Below are 17,770 nucleotides of genomic sequence, written 5' to 3' on the forward strand. Positions count from 1 at the left end.
TCGGGGAATCAACGGTGCGCCGTGGCGCGGAAAGTATTGAAGCGCGAACGCGGCGACATGCCGGTGAGATACAGCGGGGCGATGGCCTCGATGCTCGCCGGCTCGCCGATGCCCAGTTCCGGCGCGAGCGGCCCGCTCGCAATGCTCGGCGTCTTCATGGAATCGAGGTTGTCGCGCGACATCAGCGGTTCGCCGGGCGCCATTTCGAGCGTCATCGCCTGAAGACGGCCGAGACTCTCCGGCAGCTTCACGATGCGCGCATGCTTGCCGATGGTCGCGCCCGCGAAGCGCACGAGTTCCGCGAGCGTATAGACGGCCGGGCCCGCCAGTTCGTAGACCATGCGGTTCGCCGCATCGAGGTCGAGCACGTTGACGATGGCTTTCGCGACATCGCCGACGAAAACCGGCTGGAATTCCGCGTTCGCGCAGGCAAGCGGAATCACCGGAAAGAGCCGTTCGAGAAACGCAAACTGGTTGAGCAGATTGTCCTCGGGGCCGAAGACCACCGAACTGCGGAAGATGGTCCAGTCGAGGCCGGATTCGCGGACCTGCTTCTCGCCATCGCCCTTCGAGCGCAGATACATGCTCGGACCTTCGGAGTCCGCGCCGATCGCGCTCATATGAATGAGCCTGCGCACGCCCTTCGCCGCGCACGCCGCGACGATCTTGCGCGGCAGTTCGACATGCGCTCGCGCGAACTCGGGGCCGTACGGATCGCCGCGCCGCCCTTGAAGCACGCCGACGAGATTGATGACCGCATCGGCTTCCGCGACGAACGCGGCGAGCTTGATGGGATCGTGCACATCGGTTTCGAGCACGTCCACCGGCAATAACGTGAGATGCGCGGCGTTCGAGCGACGCCGTGTCGCAATCCGCACGTTTTTGCCGAGATCGACCAGCGCGTTGACGAGATGGCTGCCGATAAAGCCGGAGCCGCCGATGATCGCCACGTTCTGATGTTGCATGTTCGCCTCTTGTGTCGCGGCTGTCCGCTTGCGCTGACGAATGCGGGGCTACGAGGTAAGGACGAGCCGCCGCGCGTGCTTCCGATGAACGGATGGCCGAGCGCGGCGCGGCGTGAAGCGCGCTTACGGCGCGATATAACCCAGCCGCGCCTTCAGCGATTGCGGACGGCCTTCGAACAGCGCAGCGTAATACACGGTGTTCGACAGCACGTTCTTCACGTAATCGCGCGTCTCGGAAAACGGAATGGTTTCAGCAAAAACCGCGCCCTCGACCGGCGCGCGCAAGTCCTGCCGCCATTGACGCGGCCTGCCCGGACCGGCGTTGTAGCCGGCGGTGGCGAGCACCGGCGAGTTGTCGAACTGATTGTAGATCATCGACAGGTAGTTCGTGCCGAGCAGAATGTTGGTGTCGATATCGTTCATCTGCGCGCGCGAGAGCGAGCCGAGACCGATCTTCTTCGCGACGAGTTGCGCCGTGCCGGGCATCAACTGCATGAGGCCGCCCGCGCCCACTTCCGAGCGCGCATTGATGATGAAGCGCGATTCCTGGCGAATCAGACCGTACGCCCATTCGGTGTCGAGCCCGGTGCTTTGCGCGTCGCGCTCGACGATCTCGCGGAACGGTGACAGATACCGCAGCGTGAAATCGTGCTCGGTCTTGGTCTTGTCGGCGGTGTTCACCGTGCGGTCGTACAGCTCGATGCGCTTTGCATATTGCGCGGCGGCAAGCAACTGACGGTCAGTCATGCTGCGCAGCGGCCAGTTCCACTCACGATTGCCTTCGAGCCGCATGTTGAGCGCATAGAAACGCTGCGACAGCGCGAAGCCCGGCACCGACTGCATCTGCGCGATCTCGGCGTCCGAGACGGTCGTGCGCGGCGGCAGCGTGATCTTCTGGCCGAGCTCTTCCAGCGCGAGCTGGCCATAGAAGTTGTATTGATCCGCAATGCTCTGAAATTCCTGATTCGCCGTGGCCGCGTCGCCCGCCTGCTTGACGGCGCGCGCATGCCAGTAGACCCACGCGGGCTGGCTGCGCAGCGTGGGCGGCATCTGCTCGACGGACCAGCGGACCATGTTCCAGTCGCCCGCGAGCAGCGCGCTGCGCGTGCGCCATTCGTACGCCGGATTCGACAACGGCGCATTCGCCGACAGCCGATACCAGTCCGCCGCCGACGGCATGCGCTTCAACGCCGCCTGATAGCCGATGGTGCCCCAGCCGATCGCGCGCTCGGCCGGCGTGAGACTCGGCGCGACGGAGCTGAACGTGGCCGCGGCCATCGCCGGATCGTTGCGCGCCATGCGCGTGACCGCGAGCAGCGTCAGTTGATGCGCCGGCGTGTTCGGCATGACGCCGCGCGCGAGATACAGCGGCGGCTTGTTGACGGCGTTGTCGAGCAGTTCGGGCTTCGGCCGTTCCTGGCCGAGCGCATCGACGATATTCGCGCCGGTCGTCGTGTAGTTTTGCTCATAGGCGAGGCGGATCTGCTGCCAGATGTCGTCGCTCGTGAACTGGCCCGACTCCGCGAGTGCCGCGATCAGATCGACGCAGCCGTCGCCGTACCATTTCGGATCGACGAGCAGCGCGCGCGCCGCCTCCGCAATGTTCTCGCCGCGCGACTGCCGCGCTTCGAGCGCATAGCATTTGACCTGCGTGTCGTCATTGAGCACGAAGCGAGAATATTGCTGCTCGAAGTTGCGCCAGTCGTGACGGCCGCCGAGCACCACGAGGTAGTCGTTGCGCATGCGGTCGGCAATGGCCTGACCGTCGTAGCGTTGCAGGAACGAGAGCACCGGCGCGTCGGGTGCGTCGGGGCGCGCGTGGCCTTGGGCATCGAAAAGCTGCGGCTTGATCGTGAAGTATTCGACGTAACCCGGCGCCGGATAATTCGGAATTTGCGCGGCGAGCGCGGCGGCACGGCCGGCGTCGTTCGCCCGGGCCGCCTCGCGCAACTGCATGAAGACGCGGTCGTCGGCGGACGGCGAAAAGTCGGCGTCCGGGCGCACGGCCGAGGCCGTTCCGCAGGCGACGAGCGTCGCGGCGGCAAGGGCGTAACCGACCGCAAGATATACTCGGTTGAAGCGTTTTGACATCGTTATTACTGGAGCGCGAGGTGGTCCAAAGATCGGTTGAAAGCATAGCACGCAACGTTTGCGCGGAACCTGTCCGCGCGGAGCCGAAGAGCGCCCTGCGCGCCACGCTGCTCGCGCGCCGCGAGGCGCAGGCCGAAGACCCGGTGCAAGCGGCGCGCAACGCGGCGCTGGCCGAGCGGCTGCGCGCGCTGCTCGATGAGCGCGCGGTAAGGCGCATCGGTTTTTACTGGCCGGTGGCGGGCGAATTCGACGCGCGCGCGGTCATCGCGCAATGGCTCGCATCGGACGATGATCGCGAGGCCGCGCTGCCGGTCGTCGTGCAGCCGCATGCGCCGATGGCCTTTCACGCATGGCACGCGCAATCGCCGATGAAGCCCGGCCGCTATCGCATTCCGGTGCCGGAGGAAGAAAAAGTCGTGGTGCCGGAATTGCTGCTCGTGCCGTGCGTCGGTTTCGATGTGGACCGGTATCGCCTCGGCTACGGCGGCGGCTATTACGACCGCACGCTCGCGGCGTGGCCGGTCGCGAAGAAGCCGGCGACCATCGGCATAGCGTATGAAATGGGCAAGCTCGGCGCCTTGCCGCGCGAATCGCACGACATGCCGCTCGATGCGATCGTCACCGAAGCGGCGCGTTACTGAGCCGCGCTTAGAGCGACGCCGCCGCGCGCGCGGCGGTGTCGTAGAGGCCCGATGCGTTGCGCATCAGTTGCGCCGCCTCGCCGATCTGTTCGTTGGTCAGCCGGCTTTCGCGCAGCGCGGAAATCAGGCAGCTTTCCCGCACCTCGCGGTACTTGCCGCACAGCTCGCGCCCCGCCGGCGTCGTCGTGAAGAACACTTCCTTGCCGGCCTTTTCGCTCGTCACATAGCCGCGCGTCACGAGTTTCTTGAGCGCGTAGGTCGCCACATGCGTGTCCTCGATATTCAGCACGAAGCAGATGTCCGCGAGCTTCTTTTTGCGGTCGCGATGATTCACGTGATGCAGCAGCGACACTTCCACCGCCGTCATGTCTTTCGCGCCCGCCGCCGACATGCAGCGCACCATCCATCGGTTGAACGCGTTGCTCGCCATGATGAGCGCGTACTCGAATTCGGAGAGTTCCGCGCTGGTTTCGGAGACGAGGTGCTCGGACGACACGATCTTGGTTGGCTGACGCGACATGGCGATGACCGTAGAAAAGTGCGTCGCAGTGTAGCGCAATGCGTTCGCGCCACACTCCAGACAAACGCGTATTGATAATTTCTTGATAATTTATTGACAATGTAACATTCTGAGACGGCGTGGCGAAAGCGGTCTCCCACGAAAACGCCGCCGTGCTCGAAGGACATACTCGAACGCATGACCAGACCACGAATCTATCCGCTCGGCGAAAGCGCGCTCGTCTGCGACGTCGCGCCGCCCGCCACGATCGACTGCCAGCGCCGCATCTGGACGCTCGCGGATTACGCGCGCCTCTTGCCGCATGTCGTGGAAGTCGTGCCGGGCATGAACAATCTGACGATCGTGTTCGATCCGCTCGAGGCCGACTACGACAGCCTCGCGGCGCAACTCGACGCGCAATGGGACGTCGCGGGCCACGCCGACACGGAAGGCACGCAGATAGACATTCCGGTGCGCTACGGCGGCGACGACGGCCCCGACCTCGTGGCGCTGGCCGAGCACGTCGGCTTGTCGGTCGATGAAGTCGTGAAGCGTCATACGCAAGCCGAATACATCGTGTTCTTTCTCGGCTTCCAGCCGGGCTTCGCCTATCTCGGCGGGCTCGATCCCGCGCTGCACATGCCGCGCCGCCGCGAGCCGCGTCTCGAAGTGCCGGCGGGATCGGTTGGCATCGGCGGGGCGCAGACGGGCATTTATCCGGCGACGTCGCCGGGAGGCTGGCAACTGCTCGGCCGCACGGACGTGAAGCTCTTCGACCCGGCGCGCAATCCGCCGACGCTGATGCAGCCCGGCGACCGTGTGCGCTTCACCGCGGTGGAGGTGCGCGCATGATCGACGTGATTCGCGCGGGCGTGCTCTCCTCGGTGCAGGACCTGGGCCGCCCCGGTTACCGGCATCTCGGCGTCAGTTCGGGCGGTGCGCTCGATGCGCTGTCGCTCGAAATCGGCAATCGCATCGTCGGCAACCGGCCGGATGCGGCGGGCATCGAAGTGACGTTCGGGCCGACCGTGCTGCGCTTCAAGCGCGCGACGCGCATCGCCATCACGGGCACGGACTTCGGCGCGACGCTCGACGACGTGCCGGTCTATTCGTGGTGGAGCCTGCCTGTTCGCGCGGGCCAGGAACTGACGCTGCGGGCGGCCAAGCGCGGCATGCGCTGCTACGTGTGCATCGCGGGCGGCATCGACGTGTTGCCGATGCTCGGCTCGCGCAGCACCGATCTCGGCGCGTGCTTCGGCGGACTCGGCGGACGCGCGCTGCGCGACGGCGATCGCTTGCCGGTTGGCGTGCCGCAGCCGCACAAAGGCATCGCGTTCTCGCCGGAAGAACCCGCGTTCGGCGTGAAAGCGCCCGCGTGGTGCAAGTTCGTTCTCGTCGATGAACCCGTGCGTCGCGGCCGCCACGCGCCCGGCCTCGCGTGGGCCGCGCCGATCCGCGTGCTGCGCGGCCCGGAGTACGCGAGCTTCACCGACGAGTCGCAGCGCGACTTCTGGGACGACGAATGGACCATCACGCCGAATAGCAACCGCATGGGCTTCCGGCTCGCCGGCACGCCGCTCGAGCGCCGCGCGAAGACGGAACTGCTCTCGCACGCGGTGCTGCCCGGCACGATTCAGGTTCCGCCGAACGGCCAGCCGATCATCCTCATGGGCGACGCGCAGACCACGGGCGGCTATCCGAAGATCGGGGCGGTCATCAAGGCCGACTTGTGGAAGCTCGCGCAAGTGCGGCTGAACGGCGGCGTGCGCTTCGTCGAGACATCGGTGGAGGAAGCGCGCCACGCGCTCGCCGAAGAACGCCAGTACGTGAGCCAGGTGGAAACGGCCATCGCCATGCACGAAGAACGCATCGGGCGATGAAGGACAACGCAACGCAACGACTACTTCAAACGACATCATCATGCAGATCGATCTGAACGCCGATCTCGGCGAAGGCTGCGGCTCCGACGAAGCCCTGCTCGACCTCGTCAGCTCCGCGAACATCGCGTGCGGCTGGCATGCGGGTGGCGCGACTGCCATGCGCGACTGCGTGCGCTGGGCGGTGCAAAAGGGCGTCGCGATCGGCGCGCATCCGAGCTTCAATGATCCGGAGAACTTCGGCCGCAAGGAAATGGACCTGCCGCCCGACGAAATCTACGCCGGCGTGCTGTATCAACTCGGCGCGCTCGCGGCGATCGCGAAGGCGGAAGGCGGGCGCATCGCGCATGTGAAGCCGCACGGCGCGCTCTACAACCAGGCGGCCAGGACGCCCGAAATCGCGGATGCCATCGCCGCCGCCGTGCGCGACTTCGATCCGTCGCTGCTCGTGTTCGGTCTCGCGAATAGCGGACTCATCGACGCGGCACGGCGCGCGGGGCTCGTCGCCATCGAAGAAGTGTTCGCGGATCGCGGTTATCGCGCGGACGGTTCGCTCGTGCCGCGCAAGGAGCCGGGCGCGCTGCTCGACGACGAAGACGCCGTGCTCGAACGCACGCTCTCGATGGTCCGCGACCAGCGCGTGCAGGCCGTTTCGGGAGACTGGGTGCCGCTCAACGCGCAGACCATCTGCCTGCACGGCGACGGCGAGCACGCGCTGGCGTTCGCCCGGCGCATTCGCGGCGCGCTCGCGGATGCGGGCATCGGCGTTCGCGCCGCTCAAGCCGCCTGAGCCTTTTTTGAAGCATCGAACGCCCCGCCTTGCCGGGGCGTTTTAGCAAGCGGCCGCAAGAGCCGATAGTCGTTCGCTGTCACCACGCGCCCGCATCGAGGCGCGATGTTTGAATCGACAAACCGTTTGGAGATCTCATGGCAACCGCAGTCAATTTATGGCCGCTCATTGGCGTGGCCGTCATCATCGTGGGCTTCGTGCTGCGCTTCAATCCGATGCTGATCGTGGCCGCCGCCGCGATCGTCACCGGCCTGGCGGCGCACTTCCCGCCCGAGCGCATTCTCACCGCCATCGGCAGCGGCTTTCTGAAGACGCGCAACATTCCGCTCATCATCCTGCTGCCGCTCGCGGTGATCGGCCTGCTCGAACGCCACGGGCTGCGCGAGCGCGCGCAGATCTGGATTTCGAGCATTCGCGCGGCGACGGCCGGGCGTCTTCTGATCGTCTATCTGCTCGTGCGTGAGCTGACGGCGGCCGTCGGTCTGACGGGCCTGGGCGGTCATCCGCAGATGGTGCGGCCGCTTCTCGCGCCGATGGCCGAAGGCGCGACCGAAGCGCGTCACGGCAAGCTCTCGGACGCCGTGCGCTTCAAGCTGCGCGCGTATGCGGCGGCGACCGACAACGTGGGCCTCTTCTTCGGCGAAGACATCTTCGTGGCGTTCGGCGCGATCGTGCTGATGGTCACGTTCCTGAAGGAAGCGGGCATCGTGGTGGAGCCGATGCACGTCGCCGTCTGGGGCATCCCCACGGCCATCTGCGCGTTCCTGATCCACGGTTTCCGGCTGTGGCTGCTCGACCGCCAACTGACGCGCGAACTCGACGCACTGACGCGCAACGTCGCGGGAGAAAAGGCATGACGCTCACCATCAACTATCTGTTCTATCTCGTCGGCATCGTGCTCGTGGTCGTCTCGGGCATGATTCTCACGGACAAGTCGCATCCGCGGCGGCTTTCGGCGGGCACGTTCTGGCTCGTCTATGCGCTCATCTTTCTGATCGGCGACTGGCTGCCGGTGTCGGTCGTCGGCGTGCTGGTCGTGGCGATGGCGCTGATCGCGGGCTTCGGCGGCGTCACCGGCGCGAAGCCGAAGATGCTCTCCGAGGAAACGCGCCGCCAGAGCGCCATGCGCCTCGGCAACAAGCTCTTCGTGCCCGCGCTGACGATTCCCGTCGTCACCGTGATCCTCACGCTCGGCGCGAGCCATCTCGTGTTCGGCGGCAAGCCGCTGATCGAACTGAAGAACGTGACGCTGATCGGCTTCGGCATCGGCTGCGTGATCGCGCTGGCGGTGGCGTGCGTGATGACGCGCGATACCGTCGGCCAGTCGATGCGCGAAACGCGCCGCCTGATCGACGCGCTGTCGTGGGCCGCCGTGCTGCCGCAGATGCTCGGCATGCTCGGGCTCGTGTTCTCGGATGCGGGCGTCGGCAAGGCGGTCGCGCACGTGACGACGGCTTACGTGAACATGGATTACCGGCTCGTCGCGGTGGCGGTGTACTGCATCGGCATGGCGCTTTTCACGATGGTGATGGGCAATGGCTTCGCCGCGTTTCCGGTGATGACGGGCGGCGTCGGCGTGCCGATTCTCGTCGGCGTGTTCCACGGCAATCCCGCGACGATGGTCGCCATCGGCATGTTCTCGGGCTACTGCGGCACGCTCATGACGCCGATGGCCGCGAACTTCAACATCGTGCCGGCCGCGCTTTTGGAATTGCCGGACAAGAACGCGGTCATCAAGGTGCAGGTGCCCACCGCGCTGACGTTGCTGATCGTGAACATCTTCTTGCTGAACTGGCTGATGTTCATCTGATGCGGCGGTCGCGCTCGATTGTCAGGAAGGCGCGACCACGAACCCGCGCTTTCTCAGCAACTCAAGCACGCCGCGCGGCCCGCCCAGATGCAGCGCGCCGATGGCCACGAACACCGGCTTGTCGGGCGCGGCGAGCTGCACCATCCGCGCGACGAAGCGCCGGTTGCGCTCGTAGACCACGCGGTTGTCCACTTGCGCGGCGAGTGCCTTCGACCGCGCGAGCTTGCTGCTTTTCGCGTCGTCCCAGGCTTTGAGCGCGTCGGCGTCGCCAATACGCCATAGCCGATGCAGTTCCTTCACGTCGGCGATGTTCTCGGCCGGCGTCTGCACCAGATCTTCCGCGAGCATCTCGCGTTGCTGCGCGGACGTGAGCCGCGTGAACGTCGAAATCTGCTCGTTCAACGTCTCCAGTCCGACGATCTTCCCGCGCACGCGCAGATAGACGTTCTGCAATTGCGCCTCGGTGCCGTACTCGCTCTGGAAGCCGGCCTTCAGCGTGTCGTAGGTTTCGATCAGCATCGACGCGAGCCACGGCCGCGTATGCCGCAGTTCCTTGAGCGCCGCCGGATTGCTGCGCATGCGCGCTTCGACTTTCTTCCACATGGAATCCGGCAAATAGTCGATGAGGCATTCGCTATGGCACATGCCATAGCGGTTCACGTCGTCTTGCGACGACAGCAGTTCGTCCGGGGAGATTTCGAGCGCGAGGGTCGGCGACGCATAGAGCGCCGCGAGAATCGACTGGCGAAAAGGCTGCTCGGGCGGATAGTCGCTCGCGAAACCGACGTGCAGCGTGCCGAGCACGTAGAGCGTCGTCGCGCCCTTCGTCGCGACGTAGAACGGCATGTGCGGCGGCTGCGCGCGCACGGGGCCGCTTGCCGTGGTGCCGTTGCTGCGATCCACGCGCGACGGCTGCGCGGGCGGATCGGGCACGTCGGTCGCGCTGGCCTCGCCGGCGGGCTGCGGCGTGCCGCCCGGCGGCGCACGCGATCCGGTGACGGCGAAACTCGCGGGCGAAACGGTGAGGCCGATTGCAAACGCCATCGTTGACGCCAGAACCATGCATCGAGCGCGAGCGGACAACGCCGCGACCCACAGCGCCGCGCAGACCGCGAGCGCCGCCGCACTCGATGCAACGCGGCGCGCCCGGTCAGCGACCGGCCGCGCCGCCTGCGATTCAGGCGTCGCCTTCACCGACCTCCTCGGCGCGATGGCACGAGACCTGACGGCCATCGACCACTCGCAGCGCCGGCTCCTCGACGCGGCACCGCTCGATCGCATACGGGCAACGCTGATGGAACGTGCAGCCCGACGGCGGATTGAGCGGCGAGGGCATCTCGCCTTGCAGCTTGATCTTGATGCGCCGGTCTTCCTCGAAGATCGCGGGCGTCGCGGACATCAGCGAGCGCGTGTACGGATGCCGCGGATTCGCGAAGATCGTCTTCTTGTCGCCCAGTTCGGCAATGCCGCCGAAGTACATCACCATCACGTCGTCGGCAATATGCTCGACCACCGACAAGTTGTGCGAAATGAAGACGTAGCTCGTGCCGAACTGCTGCTGCAGATCCATGAATAGATTAAGAATCTGCGCCTGAATGGACACATCGAGCGCCGACACGGGTTCGTCCGCGACGACGATCTGCGGATCGAGAATCATCGCCCGCGCGATCGCCACGCGCTGACGCTGCCCGCCCGAAAACATGTGCGGATAGCGCGACGCGTGCTCGGGGCGCAAGCCGACCGTGCGCATCATCTGCGCGATGCGCTCGGCGCGTTCCGTCGACGAGAGCTTCGTGTTGATCGCGAGCGGCTCGCCGAGCGTCTGCTCGACGGTCTTGCGCGGATTCAGCGATGCGAACGGGTTCTGAAACACCATCTGCACCCGCTGACGCAGTTCCGCGATTTTCGCCTTGCTCGCGCCCGCGACGTCTTCGCCTTCGATCAGCAGCCGGCCGGACGTCGGCGCTTCGATCATCGTCAATTGCCGCGCGAGCGTGGACTTGCCGCAACCCGATTCGCCGACGACCGCGAGCGTGCGACCGCGCTGCAATTCGAACGACACGCCGTTGAGCGCCTTCACCGTGCCTTGCGTGAACATGCTGCGCTTTACGGTGTAGTGCTTCGTGAGCCGGTCGGCGGCGAGCACGATGTCCTGCGTCTTTTCCTTCGGTACCGCGTTCATCGCGCGCCCTCCTCGACAATCTGCGCCTCGCGTTCGGCGCGCACCGCTTGCGCGACTTCCTGCGCCACATTCAGCGGCTTGATGCAGCGCGCGCGCACGGCGGCATCCCGCGCGTCGAGCTGATACAGATGCGGCCTGCCCTTCCAGCAGTCATCGACCACATACTTGCAGCGCGGCGCGAAGAGACAGCCGCTCGGCCGGTCGTCGCGGCCCGGCACCATGCCCGGCAGCGCCGCGAGCCGCGCCGCGCCGCGGCTGTGCTCCGGAATTGCGGCGAGCAACGCCTCCGTGTACGGATGATGCGGCTCGCTGAAAATGGCCGGCACGTGGTTCGTCTCGATGATCTCGCCCGCGTACATGACCGCGACGCGCTGCGCGACCTCGGAGACGACCGCGAGATCGTGCGAAATCAGCACAAGCGCCATGCCGCGCTCCTTCTGCAATCGCACGAGCAGTTCCATGATCTGCGCCTGAATCGTCACGTCGAGCGCGGTGGTCGGTTCGTCCGCGATCAGGAGCTTCGGATTGCACGCGACCGCCATCGCGATCATCACGCGTTGGTTCATGCCGCCGGACAACTGATGCGGAAACGTGTCGATGCGGTTCTTCGCGTCCGGAATGCCGACCTGGTCCAGCAGTTCGAGCGCGCGTTTGTTGAGCGCATCGCCGCGCAAGCCTTCGTGCAGGCGCAGCACTTCCTTGATCTGATAGCCGACGGTGTAACTCGGGTTCAGGCTCGTGAGCGCGTCCTGAAACACCATCGCGATGTCCTTGCCGATGATCTTGCGGCGAGCGCGCGCCGATGCCTTCAGCAAGTCGTGGCCGTCGAAGGTGATCTGATCGGCGGTGACTTTGCCGGGATGGTCGATGAGGCCCATCAGCGCCATCATCGTCACGCTCTTGCCCGAGCCGGATTCGCCGACGACGCCGACGACTTCGCCCGGCTTCACGGATAAGTTGATGCGATCGACCGCTTGCGTGCCGCCGAACGTCACTTGCAGGTTACGGATAGTCAGTAGATCGGTCATGTCATGCCATCCGTTTCAGTTTCGGATCGAGCGCGTCGCGCAGCCCGTCGCCGAGCAGGTTGATGACGAGCACCGAGACGAGAATCGAGAGGCCCGGCATCGTCACGATCCACCATGCGCTTTCGATGTAATCGCGCGCCGAGGCGAGCATGGCGCCCCACTCCGCCGCGGGCGGTTGCACGCCGAGGCCGAGAAAGCCGAGCGCGGCGGCATCCAGAATCGCCGATGAAAAGCCCAGCGTCGCCTGCACGATGAGCGGCGCGGCGCAGTTCGGCAGCACTTGCGAGAACATGAGCCGCGCGGTGCTCGCGCCCGCCACGCGCGATGCCGTCACGTATTCCTTCTGCAATTCGCCGAGCGCCGAGGCTCGCGTGAGCCGCACGTAACCCGGCAGCGCGACGATGGCGATCGCGAGCATCGTATTGACGAGACCCGGCCCGATGATCGCGACGACAGCCACCGCGAGCAGCAGCGAAGGCAGCGCGAGCAGCACGTCCATCACGCGCATGATCGGCGTGTCGAGCCAGTGGAAGAACGCCGCCATCAGCCCGAGCACGACGCCCGGAATCAGCGCGAGCACCACGGACACGAAGCCGATCCAGAACGACAGCCGCGCGCCGTACATGAGGCGCGAGAGAATGTCGCGGCCCGCTTCGTCGGTGCCGAGCAGAAACATGCGGTTGCCGCCGTCGAGCCATGCGGGCGGGATTTTCACGTACTCGCGATACTGCTCGATCGGACTATGCGGCGCGATCAACGGCGCGAAAATCGCGATAAAGAGCAGCACGAGCACAATGATGCCCGCTGCCACCGCGCCACGATTGCGCGAGAAGTTCGCCCAGAACTCGCGCGCCGCGACCATGCGGCCGGACGGCGGCGTCAATGCGCCGGGCGGGATATTGTTTTGAACGTCAGCCATTCGTTATGCCTCGCGCCGAGCCGCCTCGAATGAGGCATGCGCCCCCTTGGGGGGCAGCGAACAAGTGTGAGCGTAGGGGACCATGTTTCCTCAGCGAGTATGGCGAATGCGCGGATTCAACACGCCGTACAAGAGATCGACGACCAGATTCACGACGATCACGAGCGTCGCGATCATCAGAATGCCGCCTTGCACGACCGGATAGTCGCGGCGCGAAATGGCGTCGATGAGCCACTTGCCGACGCCCGGCCACGAGAACAGCGTCTCGGTCAGCACCGCGCCCGCGAGCAGCGTGCCGACCTGCAAACCGATCACGGTCACGACCGGAATCAGCGCGTTGCGCAGCGCATGCACGACGACCACGCGCAACGGCGAAAGGCCCTTTGCGCGCGCGGTGCGGATGTAGTCTTCGCGCAGCACTTCGAGCATCGACGAGCGCGTCATGCGCGCGACGACCGCGAGCGGGATCGTGCCGAGCACGATGGTCGGCAGAATCAGATGCGAGAGCGCCGACGTGAACGCGCCTTCATCGCTCGAAAAGAGCGAGTCGATCAGCATGAAGCCGGTGACGTGCGGGATGTCGTATTCCACCGCGATGCGACCTGACACGGGCGTCCAGCCCAGCTTCGCCGAGAAGAACATGATGAGGATCAAGCCCCACCAGAAGATCGGCATGGAGTAGCCGGTGAGCGCGGTGCCCATGACGCCGTGATCGACCGCCGTGCCGCGCTTGAGCGCCGCCGCCACGCCCGCCGGCAAACCGACGACGAGCGCGAAGATCATCGCGCAGATGGAGAGCTCGACGGTCGCCGGAAAGCGCGCCATGAATTCGCCCATCACGCTCGTATTGGTGATGATGGACGTGCCGAGATCGCCCTTGAGCGCATGGCCGACATAGTGGAAATATTGAAGCGGCAGCGGCTGGTCCAGCCCGAGGCGCTTCATGGCTTCGGCGTGGGCCGCCGGGTCCACGCCCCGTTCGCCCATCATGACTTCGATGGGATCGCCCGGGATCAGGTGGATGAGCGCGAACGCGAGAATCGTAATGCCGATGAACGTCGGTATCACCATTCCTATGCGTCGCAAAACGAATCGGAACATGATCGCCCTTTGGTTCGTTCTTGGGGATAAATACGCTACCGGCGGCCGGATCGTTTGATCCGCGCCGCCGGACGTGTTTCGACTAGTTAAGGTTTAGTGCAAAAAGCATTCCGCCAGCAAGACTTACTGCAGGCCGACGCCATCGAAACGCACGTAGCCGAGCGGCTCGATCTTCATGTTCGTCACCTTCTTGCTGACCGGCTGATAGACGGTCGAATGCGCGATCGGCGAGAACGGCAGTTGTTGCGCGAAGATCTGCTGTGCGTCGGTGTAGGCCTTCGTGCGCGCGGCGACATCCGTGGTCGAGCGGCCCTTCACGACGAGATCGTCGAATGGCTTGTAGCACCACTTCGAGAAGTTGCTGCCCTTCACCGCGTCGCAGCCGAGCAGCGTGCCGAGCCAGTTGTCGGGGTCGCCGTTGTCGCCCGTCCAGCCGATCAACAGCGCGTCGTGTTCGCCCGCGTGCGCGCGCTTCAAATACTCGCCCCACTCATACGACACGATGTTCGCCTTCACGCCGATCTTCGCCCAGTCGGCCTGAATCATTTCGGCCATCAGACGCGCGTTCGGGTTGTAGGCGCGCTGCACGGGCATGGCCCACAGCGTGATTTCGAAGCCGTTCGGGAAACCCGCCTTGCTGAGCAGTTGCTTGGCCTTCGCGGTGTCGTAGGCGTTCGCCTTCAGGTTCTTGTCGTAGGACCACTGCGTCGGCGGCATCGGCGCGGTGGCCGGCTGGCCGGCGCCCTGATACACGGAATCGATGATCGCCTTCTTGTTGATCGCCATGTCGAGCGCGCGGCGCACGTCGGCGTTGCCGAGATTGCTCTTCGTCACGTTATACGCAACGTAGCCTTCGTTGAAACCGGCCTGCGACGGCGTATCCACATTCGATGCCGACTTCAGCGCCGCGATATCGCCCGGGCGCGGATAGCTCATCACCTGGCACTCGTTGCTCTTCAACTTCTGCACGCGCACGGCGGCGTCCGGCGTGATCGAGAAGATCAGCTTGGAGATTTGCACCGCGTTCGGCTTCCAGTAGTCCGGATTGCCGTCGAAGCGGATGGTCGCGTCCTTCGTATAGCTGCGGAAGATAAACGGGCCGGTGCCGAGCGGATACTGGTTGATGTCGGCGGCCTTGCCGTCCTTCAGCAGCTTGTCCGCGTATTCAGCGGAGAGAATGGAGGCGTACTCCATCGCCATGTTCTGAATGAACGGCGCGCTCACTTCCTTCAGCGTGAACTTGACGGTGTACGGGTCGACTTTTTCGATCTTCGAGATCAGCTTGTCGAGGCCCAGGTCCGTGAAGTACGGGAACTGCACGTTGTACGCCTTGCGGAACGGCTGGTTCGGGTCGAGCATGCGGTTGAACGTGAAGAGCACGTCGTCCGCGTTGAATTCGCGCGTCGGCTTGAAGTAGGACGTCGTCTGGAATTTCACGCCGTGACGCAGATGGAACGTGTACGTCAGGCCGTCCGACGAGACTTCCCACTTTTCCGCGAGACCCGGTTCCACTTTCGTGCCGCCGCGCTCGAATTCGACGAGGCGGTTATACACGGTGAAGGTGTTCGCGGTGAAATCGGTGCCCGTGGTGTACTGCGCGGGATCGAAACCGGCGGGGCTGCCTTCCGAGCAGTAAACAAGCGTTTTGTTCGGGATTGCCGCGTTCGCGGCGCTCGCCGCGAAAAGCGTTGCCGTGGCGACGGCGCCCATGAGCGCCGACATGCGGGCGACTCGCAACAGGCCATTTTTCTTCATGTTTCCTCCAAGTCAGTGCCGACTTTTGGCCGGCGTAGCGCGATCTTACTTGATCGCGTCCTCCGCTTTGTTAGCGGACGAAAATGCCGGGCGCAACACTAGCACGAACAAATATGACGTGGGTAGACAGTTTTCCCCACAGTGCGGGCGGATCGAGCTTCTGCGAGGAAGCGCGTCACGCCACGGATGCAGGGCGAAGAAGGAGAGCGCGAAGCGTTGCGGGAGAAGGAGGAAACGTGGCGCGGGCTTATAGCGCTGAGTCGCGAGCGGACGGAGCGGTCCCGGCATTCGACGCGCTTTTGATCGCGTCGGCCGCTGCCAGCCTGAGACGCACCTGTTCAGAAAATGCAGCGGTCGCGATGGCCACCTCCTGATTTTCTTCCGGTGTTTCGAGTCCTCTGATTTCTCGGATGAAGTATCGCCCCACGTGGCTTTCGGGATGCCAGTAGTTGCGCACGTGAGGGCGGTCGAACATATGCTCGCATCCGAACAATTCGACAATCACCGACTGCAGCGCGTGATCTTCGCCGCCATAACGGCGATAAACCTCGTCTTCGGGAAAACCGCCCATCAGATTGAACATATCGCGGCGAATCACCAGGCTACTCGTTATGCCGGTGCTCATGTTGAACGCGATAGCGTTGAAATTCGCGAAAGCGTAGACCTCTGCGGGATAGCCGGCGAGATGCACTCTGAGCCTGATGGCGGGCATTTGGCGATGCTCGCGGAGATACTTGACGGCGGAGGTCAATGCCGATGGCAGGTATTCGTCGTCGGCATCCAGAAAAGCGAGCACAGGCAGCGTGGCGCGCTGCACGCCGAGATTCCGCGCCCGAGCCGCGCCGAAGTTTTCAGGCAGTCTTAGTAGTTCGACGCGTGAGTCCTTCATTGCGAAGAATTGCGCGACGTGAACGGAGTTGTCCTGCGAGCCGTCGTCCACGACGATGACCTGCCCGACCTCCGGCTGCCTGAGGCAACTTTCCAGCGCGCGACCCAGCGTTCGCACTTCATTAAAGCAAGGAACGACGACTGAAACGCACTGCGTCTTGGACCATTCGAGCATCACACGCTCCGATTCGTTGAATCTGTCCTTTATCGCATCAACGCGGCTGCGACCCAATCTGAAGATTCCGAAAATCCGAAGCTACTGAATAGCATTGATTGTTTCGATCGCGAGTGCGCCGGTGCCGATCCACGTCGATATCGGTACAACGGAGGGAAAGAATGAACCGCGCGGCGAGCGCCGCGCGGGTGATGCAAGAAACGCGAGATTCAGGCGCTTTGAAAACCGAGCCGTTCGCAGATGGTCCTGGTCGCGGCCGCGCCGTTAAGCGTGTAGAAATGCAGTCCGGGCGCGCCGTCGTCGATCAGGCGGCGGCACAGGCCCGTCACCACGTCGAGACCGAACTCGCGAATGGACTCGCGGTCGTCGCCGTAGCTTTCCAGACGCCGCGCGATCCACCTCGGCACTTCCGCGCCGCACATGTCGGAGAAGCGCATGAGCTGCGAGAAGTTCGTGATCGGCATGATGCCCGGCGTGATGGGCACGTCCACGCCCAGCTTCTTCGCTTCGCCGACGAACCGGAAATACGCGTCCGCGTTGAAGAAGTACTGCGTGATCGCGGCGTTCGCGCCCGCCTTCACCTTGCGCGCGAAGTTCTCCATATCGGCGCGCGGCGAACGCGCTTGCGGATGAAACTCCGGATACGCGGCCACTTCGATATGGAACCAGTCGCCGTGCTCCTGGCGAATGAACGCGACCAGTTCCGACGCATAACGTAGTTCGCCGAATTCGCCCATGCCCGAAGGCAGGTCGCCGCGCAACGCGACGATATGGCGAATGCCGTGCTCGCGGTACGCGCCCAGAATCGCGCGCAGACTTTCGCGCGACGAGCCGATGCACGACAGATGCGGCGCGGCCTGCAAGCCTTCGGCGGCCATTTCGAGCACGGTATCGAGCGTGCCTTGCTGCGTTGAGCCGCCGGCGCCGAACGTCACGGAGACGAACTTCGGCGCGAGCTTCGCGAGCTCCGCGCGGGAAGCGCGCAGCTTCTGCACGCCTTCCTGCGTCTTCGGCGGGAAAAACTCGAATGAGAGTTCGATGGGTTTCAT

Annotated in this window: 17 protein-coding genes; 6 read left to right on the top strand and 11 right to left on the bottom strand. The window is 64.6% G+C overall.

Annotated elements, in window-relative coordinates:
* Window positions 1-8: 8 nt before the first annotated feature.
* Window positions 9-965 (bottom strand): complex I NDUFA9 subunit family protein, encoded by a 957-nt coding sequence (locus HWX53_RS00595; RefSeq protein ID WP_175938471.1) that lies wholly within the window; start codon window positions 963-965, stop codon window positions 9-11.
* A 123-nt stretch (window positions 966-1,088) separates the two neighbouring features.
* Window positions 1,089-3,056: a lytic transglycosylase domain-containing protein gene (locus HWX53_RS00600; protein WP_175938473.1), complete on the bottom strand. Its 1,968-nt coding sequence runs from the start codon at window positions 3,054-3,056 to the stop codon at window positions 1,089-1,091.
* Between the two features lie 20 nt (window positions 3,057-3,076).
* Between HWX53_RS00600 and HWX53_RS00605 the strand changes: the two genes are divergently transcribed.
* Window positions 3,077-3,697 (top strand): 5-formyltetrahydrofolate cyclo-ligase, encoded by a 621-nt coding sequence (locus HWX53_RS00605; protein WP_175938475.1) that lies wholly within the window; start codon window positions 3,077-3,079, stop codon window positions 3,695-3,697.
* 7 nt (window positions 3,698-3,704) lie between these two features.
* Here the strand turns inward: HWX53_RS00605 and HWX53_RS00610 are convergent, their stop codons facing one another.
* Window positions 3,705-4,217 (bottom strand): winged helix DNA-binding protein, encoded by a 513-nt coding sequence (locus HWX53_RS00610; RefSeq protein ID WP_175938477.1) that lies wholly within the window; start codon window positions 4,215-4,217, stop codon window positions 3,705-3,707.
* Window positions 4,218-4,394: 177 nt separating this feature from the next.
* Between HWX53_RS00610 and pxpB the strand changes: the two genes are divergently transcribed.
* From pxpB to HWX53_RS00635, 5 genes are all read left to right on the top strand, one after another.
* Entirely contained in the window at window positions 4,395-5,048 is a 654-nt protein-coding gene (gene pxpB, locus HWX53_RS00615; RefSeq protein WP_175938479.1) for a 5-oxoprolinase subunit PxpB, read from the top strand.
* Entirely contained in the window at window positions 5,045-6,076 is a 1,032-nt protein-coding gene (locus tag HWX53_RS00620; RefSeq protein ID WP_175938481.1) for a biotin-dependent carboxyltransferase family protein, read from the top strand. The genes pxpB and HWX53_RS00620 overlap by 4 nt, the downstream gene beginning before the upstream one ends.
* A 40-nt stretch (window positions 6,077-6,116) precedes the next feature.
* Window positions 6,117-6,863: a 5-oxoprolinase subunit PxpA gene (gene pxpA / locus HWX53_RS00625; protein ID WP_175938483.1), complete on the top strand. Its 747-nt coding sequence runs from the start codon at window positions 6,117-6,119 to the stop codon at window positions 6,861-6,863.
* Between the two features lie 137 nt (window positions 6,864-7,000).
* Window positions 7,001-7,720, top strand: a complete 720-nt coding sequence (locus tag HWX53_RS00630; RefSeq protein WP_175938485.1) for a DUF969 domain-containing protein — start codon at window positions 7,001-7,003, stop codon at window positions 7,718-7,720.
* Complete coding sequence (locus HWX53_RS00635; protein WP_175938486.1) at window positions 7,717-8,673, top strand: DUF979 domain-containing protein; 957 nt, start codon at window positions 7,717-7,719, stop codon at window positions 8,671-8,673. Before HWX53_RS00630 ends, HWX53_RS00635 begins: the two co-directional genes overlap by 4 nt.
* Window positions 8,674-8,694: 21 nt before the next feature.
* Here HWX53_RS00635 and HWX53_RS00640 read toward each other — a convergent pair whose 3' ends face one another.
* From HWX53_RS00640 to metF, 8 genes are all read right to left on the bottom strand, one after another.
* Entirely contained in the window at window positions 8,695-9,906 is a 1,212-nt protein-coding gene (locus HWX53_RS00640; protein WP_175938488.1) for a TraB/GumN family protein, read from the bottom strand.
* Complete coding sequence (locus HWX53_RS00645; RefSeq protein WP_175938490.1) at window positions 9,851-10,855, bottom strand: peptide ABC transporter ATP-binding protein; 1,005 nt, start codon at window positions 10,853-10,855, stop codon at window positions 9,851-9,853. Before HWX53_RS00645 ends, HWX53_RS00640 begins: the two co-directional genes overlap by 56 nt.
* Complete coding sequence (locus tag HWX53_RS00650) at window positions 10,852-11,883, bottom strand: ABC transporter ATP-binding protein (RefSeq protein WP_175938492.1); 1,032 nt, start codon at window positions 11,881-11,883, stop codon at window positions 10,852-10,854. Before HWX53_RS00650 ends, HWX53_RS00645 begins: the two co-directional genes overlap by 4 nt.
* A 1-nt stretch (window position 11,884) precedes the next feature.
* The gene (locus tag HWX53_RS00655; protein WP_175938494.1) at window positions 11,885-12,802 is read right to left on the bottom strand and encodes an ABC transporter permease subunit; all 918 of its coding nucleotides are present in this window, start codon (window positions 12,800-12,802) and stop codon (window positions 11,885-11,887) included.
* 90 nt (window positions 12,803-12,892) lie between these two features.
* Window positions 12,893-13,903 (bottom strand): ABC transporter permease subunit, encoded by a 1,011-nt coding sequence (locus HWX53_RS00660; RefSeq protein ID WP_175938496.1) that lies wholly within the window; start codon window positions 13,901-13,903, stop codon window positions 12,893-12,895.
* A 123-nt stretch (window positions 13,904-14,026) separates the two neighbouring features.
* Window positions 14,027-15,658 (bottom strand): ABC transporter substrate-binding protein, encoded by a 1,632-nt coding sequence (locus tag HWX53_RS00665; RefSeq protein WP_175938497.1) that lies wholly within the window; start codon window positions 15,656-15,658, stop codon window positions 14,027-14,029.
* A 247-nt stretch (window positions 15,659-15,905) separates the two neighbouring features.
* Window positions 15,906-16,721 carry a glycosyltransferase family 2 protein gene (locus HWX53_RS00670; protein WP_175938499.1) on the bottom strand — a complete coding sequence of 272 codons (816 nt, stop codon included), beginning with the start codon at window positions 16,719-16,721 and terminating at the stop codon, window positions 15,906-15,908.
* Between the two features lie 209 nt (window positions 16,722-16,930).
* Window positions 16,931-17,770, bottom strand: a complete 840-nt coding sequence (gene metF / locus HWX53_RS00675) for a methylenetetrahydrofolate reductase [NAD(P)H] (protein WP_175938501.1) — start codon at window positions 17,768-17,770, stop codon at window positions 16,931-16,933.

Origin of the sequence: Caballeronia sp. BCC1704, from assembly GCF_902833455.1 — a bacterium.
Taxonomy (GTDB): domain Bacteria; phylum Pseudomonadota; class Gammaproteobacteria; order Burkholderiales; family Burkholderiaceae; genus Caballeronia.

What these genes read in the sequence shown, in the direction of transcription:
- HWX53_RS00595 (WP_175938471.1), bottom strand. Translation starts at nt 965, where the DNA reads ATGCAACATCAGAACGTGGCGATCATCGGCGGCTCCGGCTTTATCGGC.
- HWX53_RS00600 (WP_175938473.1), bottom strand. Translation starts at nt 3,056, where the DNA reads ATGTCAAAACGCTTCAACCGAGTATATCTTGCGGTCGGTTACGCCCTT.
- HWX53_RS00610 (WP_175938477.1), bottom strand. Translation starts at nt 4,217, where the DNA reads ATGTCGCGTCAGCCAACCAAGATCGTGTCGTCCGAGCACCTCGTCTCC.
- pxpB (WP_175938479.1), top strand. Translation starts at nt 4,395, where the DNA reads ATGACCAGACCACGAATCTATCCGCTCGGCGAAAGCGCGCTCGTCTGC.
- HWX53_RS00620 (WP_175938481.1), top strand. Translation starts at nt 5,045, where the DNA reads ATGATCGACGTGATTCGCGCGGGCGTGCTCTCCTCGGTGCAGGACCTG.
- pxpA (WP_175938483.1), top strand. Translation starts at nt 6,117, where the DNA reads ATGCAGATCGATCTGAACGCCGATCTCGGCGAAGGCTGCGGCTCCGAC.
- HWX53_RS00630 (WP_175938485.1), top strand. Translation starts at nt 7,001, where the DNA reads ATGGCAACCGCAGTCAATTTATGGCCGCTCATTGGCGTGGCCGTCATC.
- HWX53_RS00635 (WP_175938486.1), top strand. Translation starts at nt 7,717, where the DNA reads ATGACGCTCACCATCAACTATCTGTTCTATCTCGTCGGCATCGTGCTC.
- HWX53_RS00640 (WP_175938488.1), bottom strand. Translation starts at nt 9,906, where the DNA reads ATGGCCGTCAGGTCTCGTGCCATCGCGCCGAGGAGGTCGGTGAAGGCG.
- HWX53_RS00645 (WP_175938490.1), bottom strand. Translation starts at nt 10,855, where the DNA reads ATGAACGCGGTACCGAAGGAAAAGACGCAGGACATCGTGCTCGCCGCC.
- HWX53_RS00650 (WP_175938492.1), bottom strand. Translation starts at nt 11,883, where the DNA reads ATGACCGATCTACTGACTATCCGTAACCTGCAAGTGACGTTCGGCGGC.
- HWX53_RS00655 (WP_175938494.1), bottom strand. Translation starts at nt 12,802, where the DNA reads ATGGCTGACGTTCAAAACAATATCCCGCCCGGCGCATTGACGCCGCCG.
- HWX53_RS00660 (WP_175938496.1), bottom strand. Translation starts at nt 13,903, where the DNA reads ATGTTCCGATTCGTTTTGCGACGCATAGGAATGGTGATACCGACGTTC.
- HWX53_RS00665 (WP_175938497.1), bottom strand. Translation starts at nt 15,658, where the DNA reads ATGAAGAAAAATGGCCTGTTGCGAGTCGCCCGCATGTCGGCGCTCATG.
- HWX53_RS00670 (WP_175938499.1), bottom strand. Translation starts at nt 16,721, where the DNA reads ATGCTCGAATGGTCCAAGACGCAGTGCGTTTCAGTCGTCGTTCCTTGC.
- metF (WP_175938501.1), bottom strand. Translation starts at nt 17,770, where the DNA reads ATGAAACCCATCGAACTCTCATTCGAGTTTTTCCCGCCGAAGACGCAG.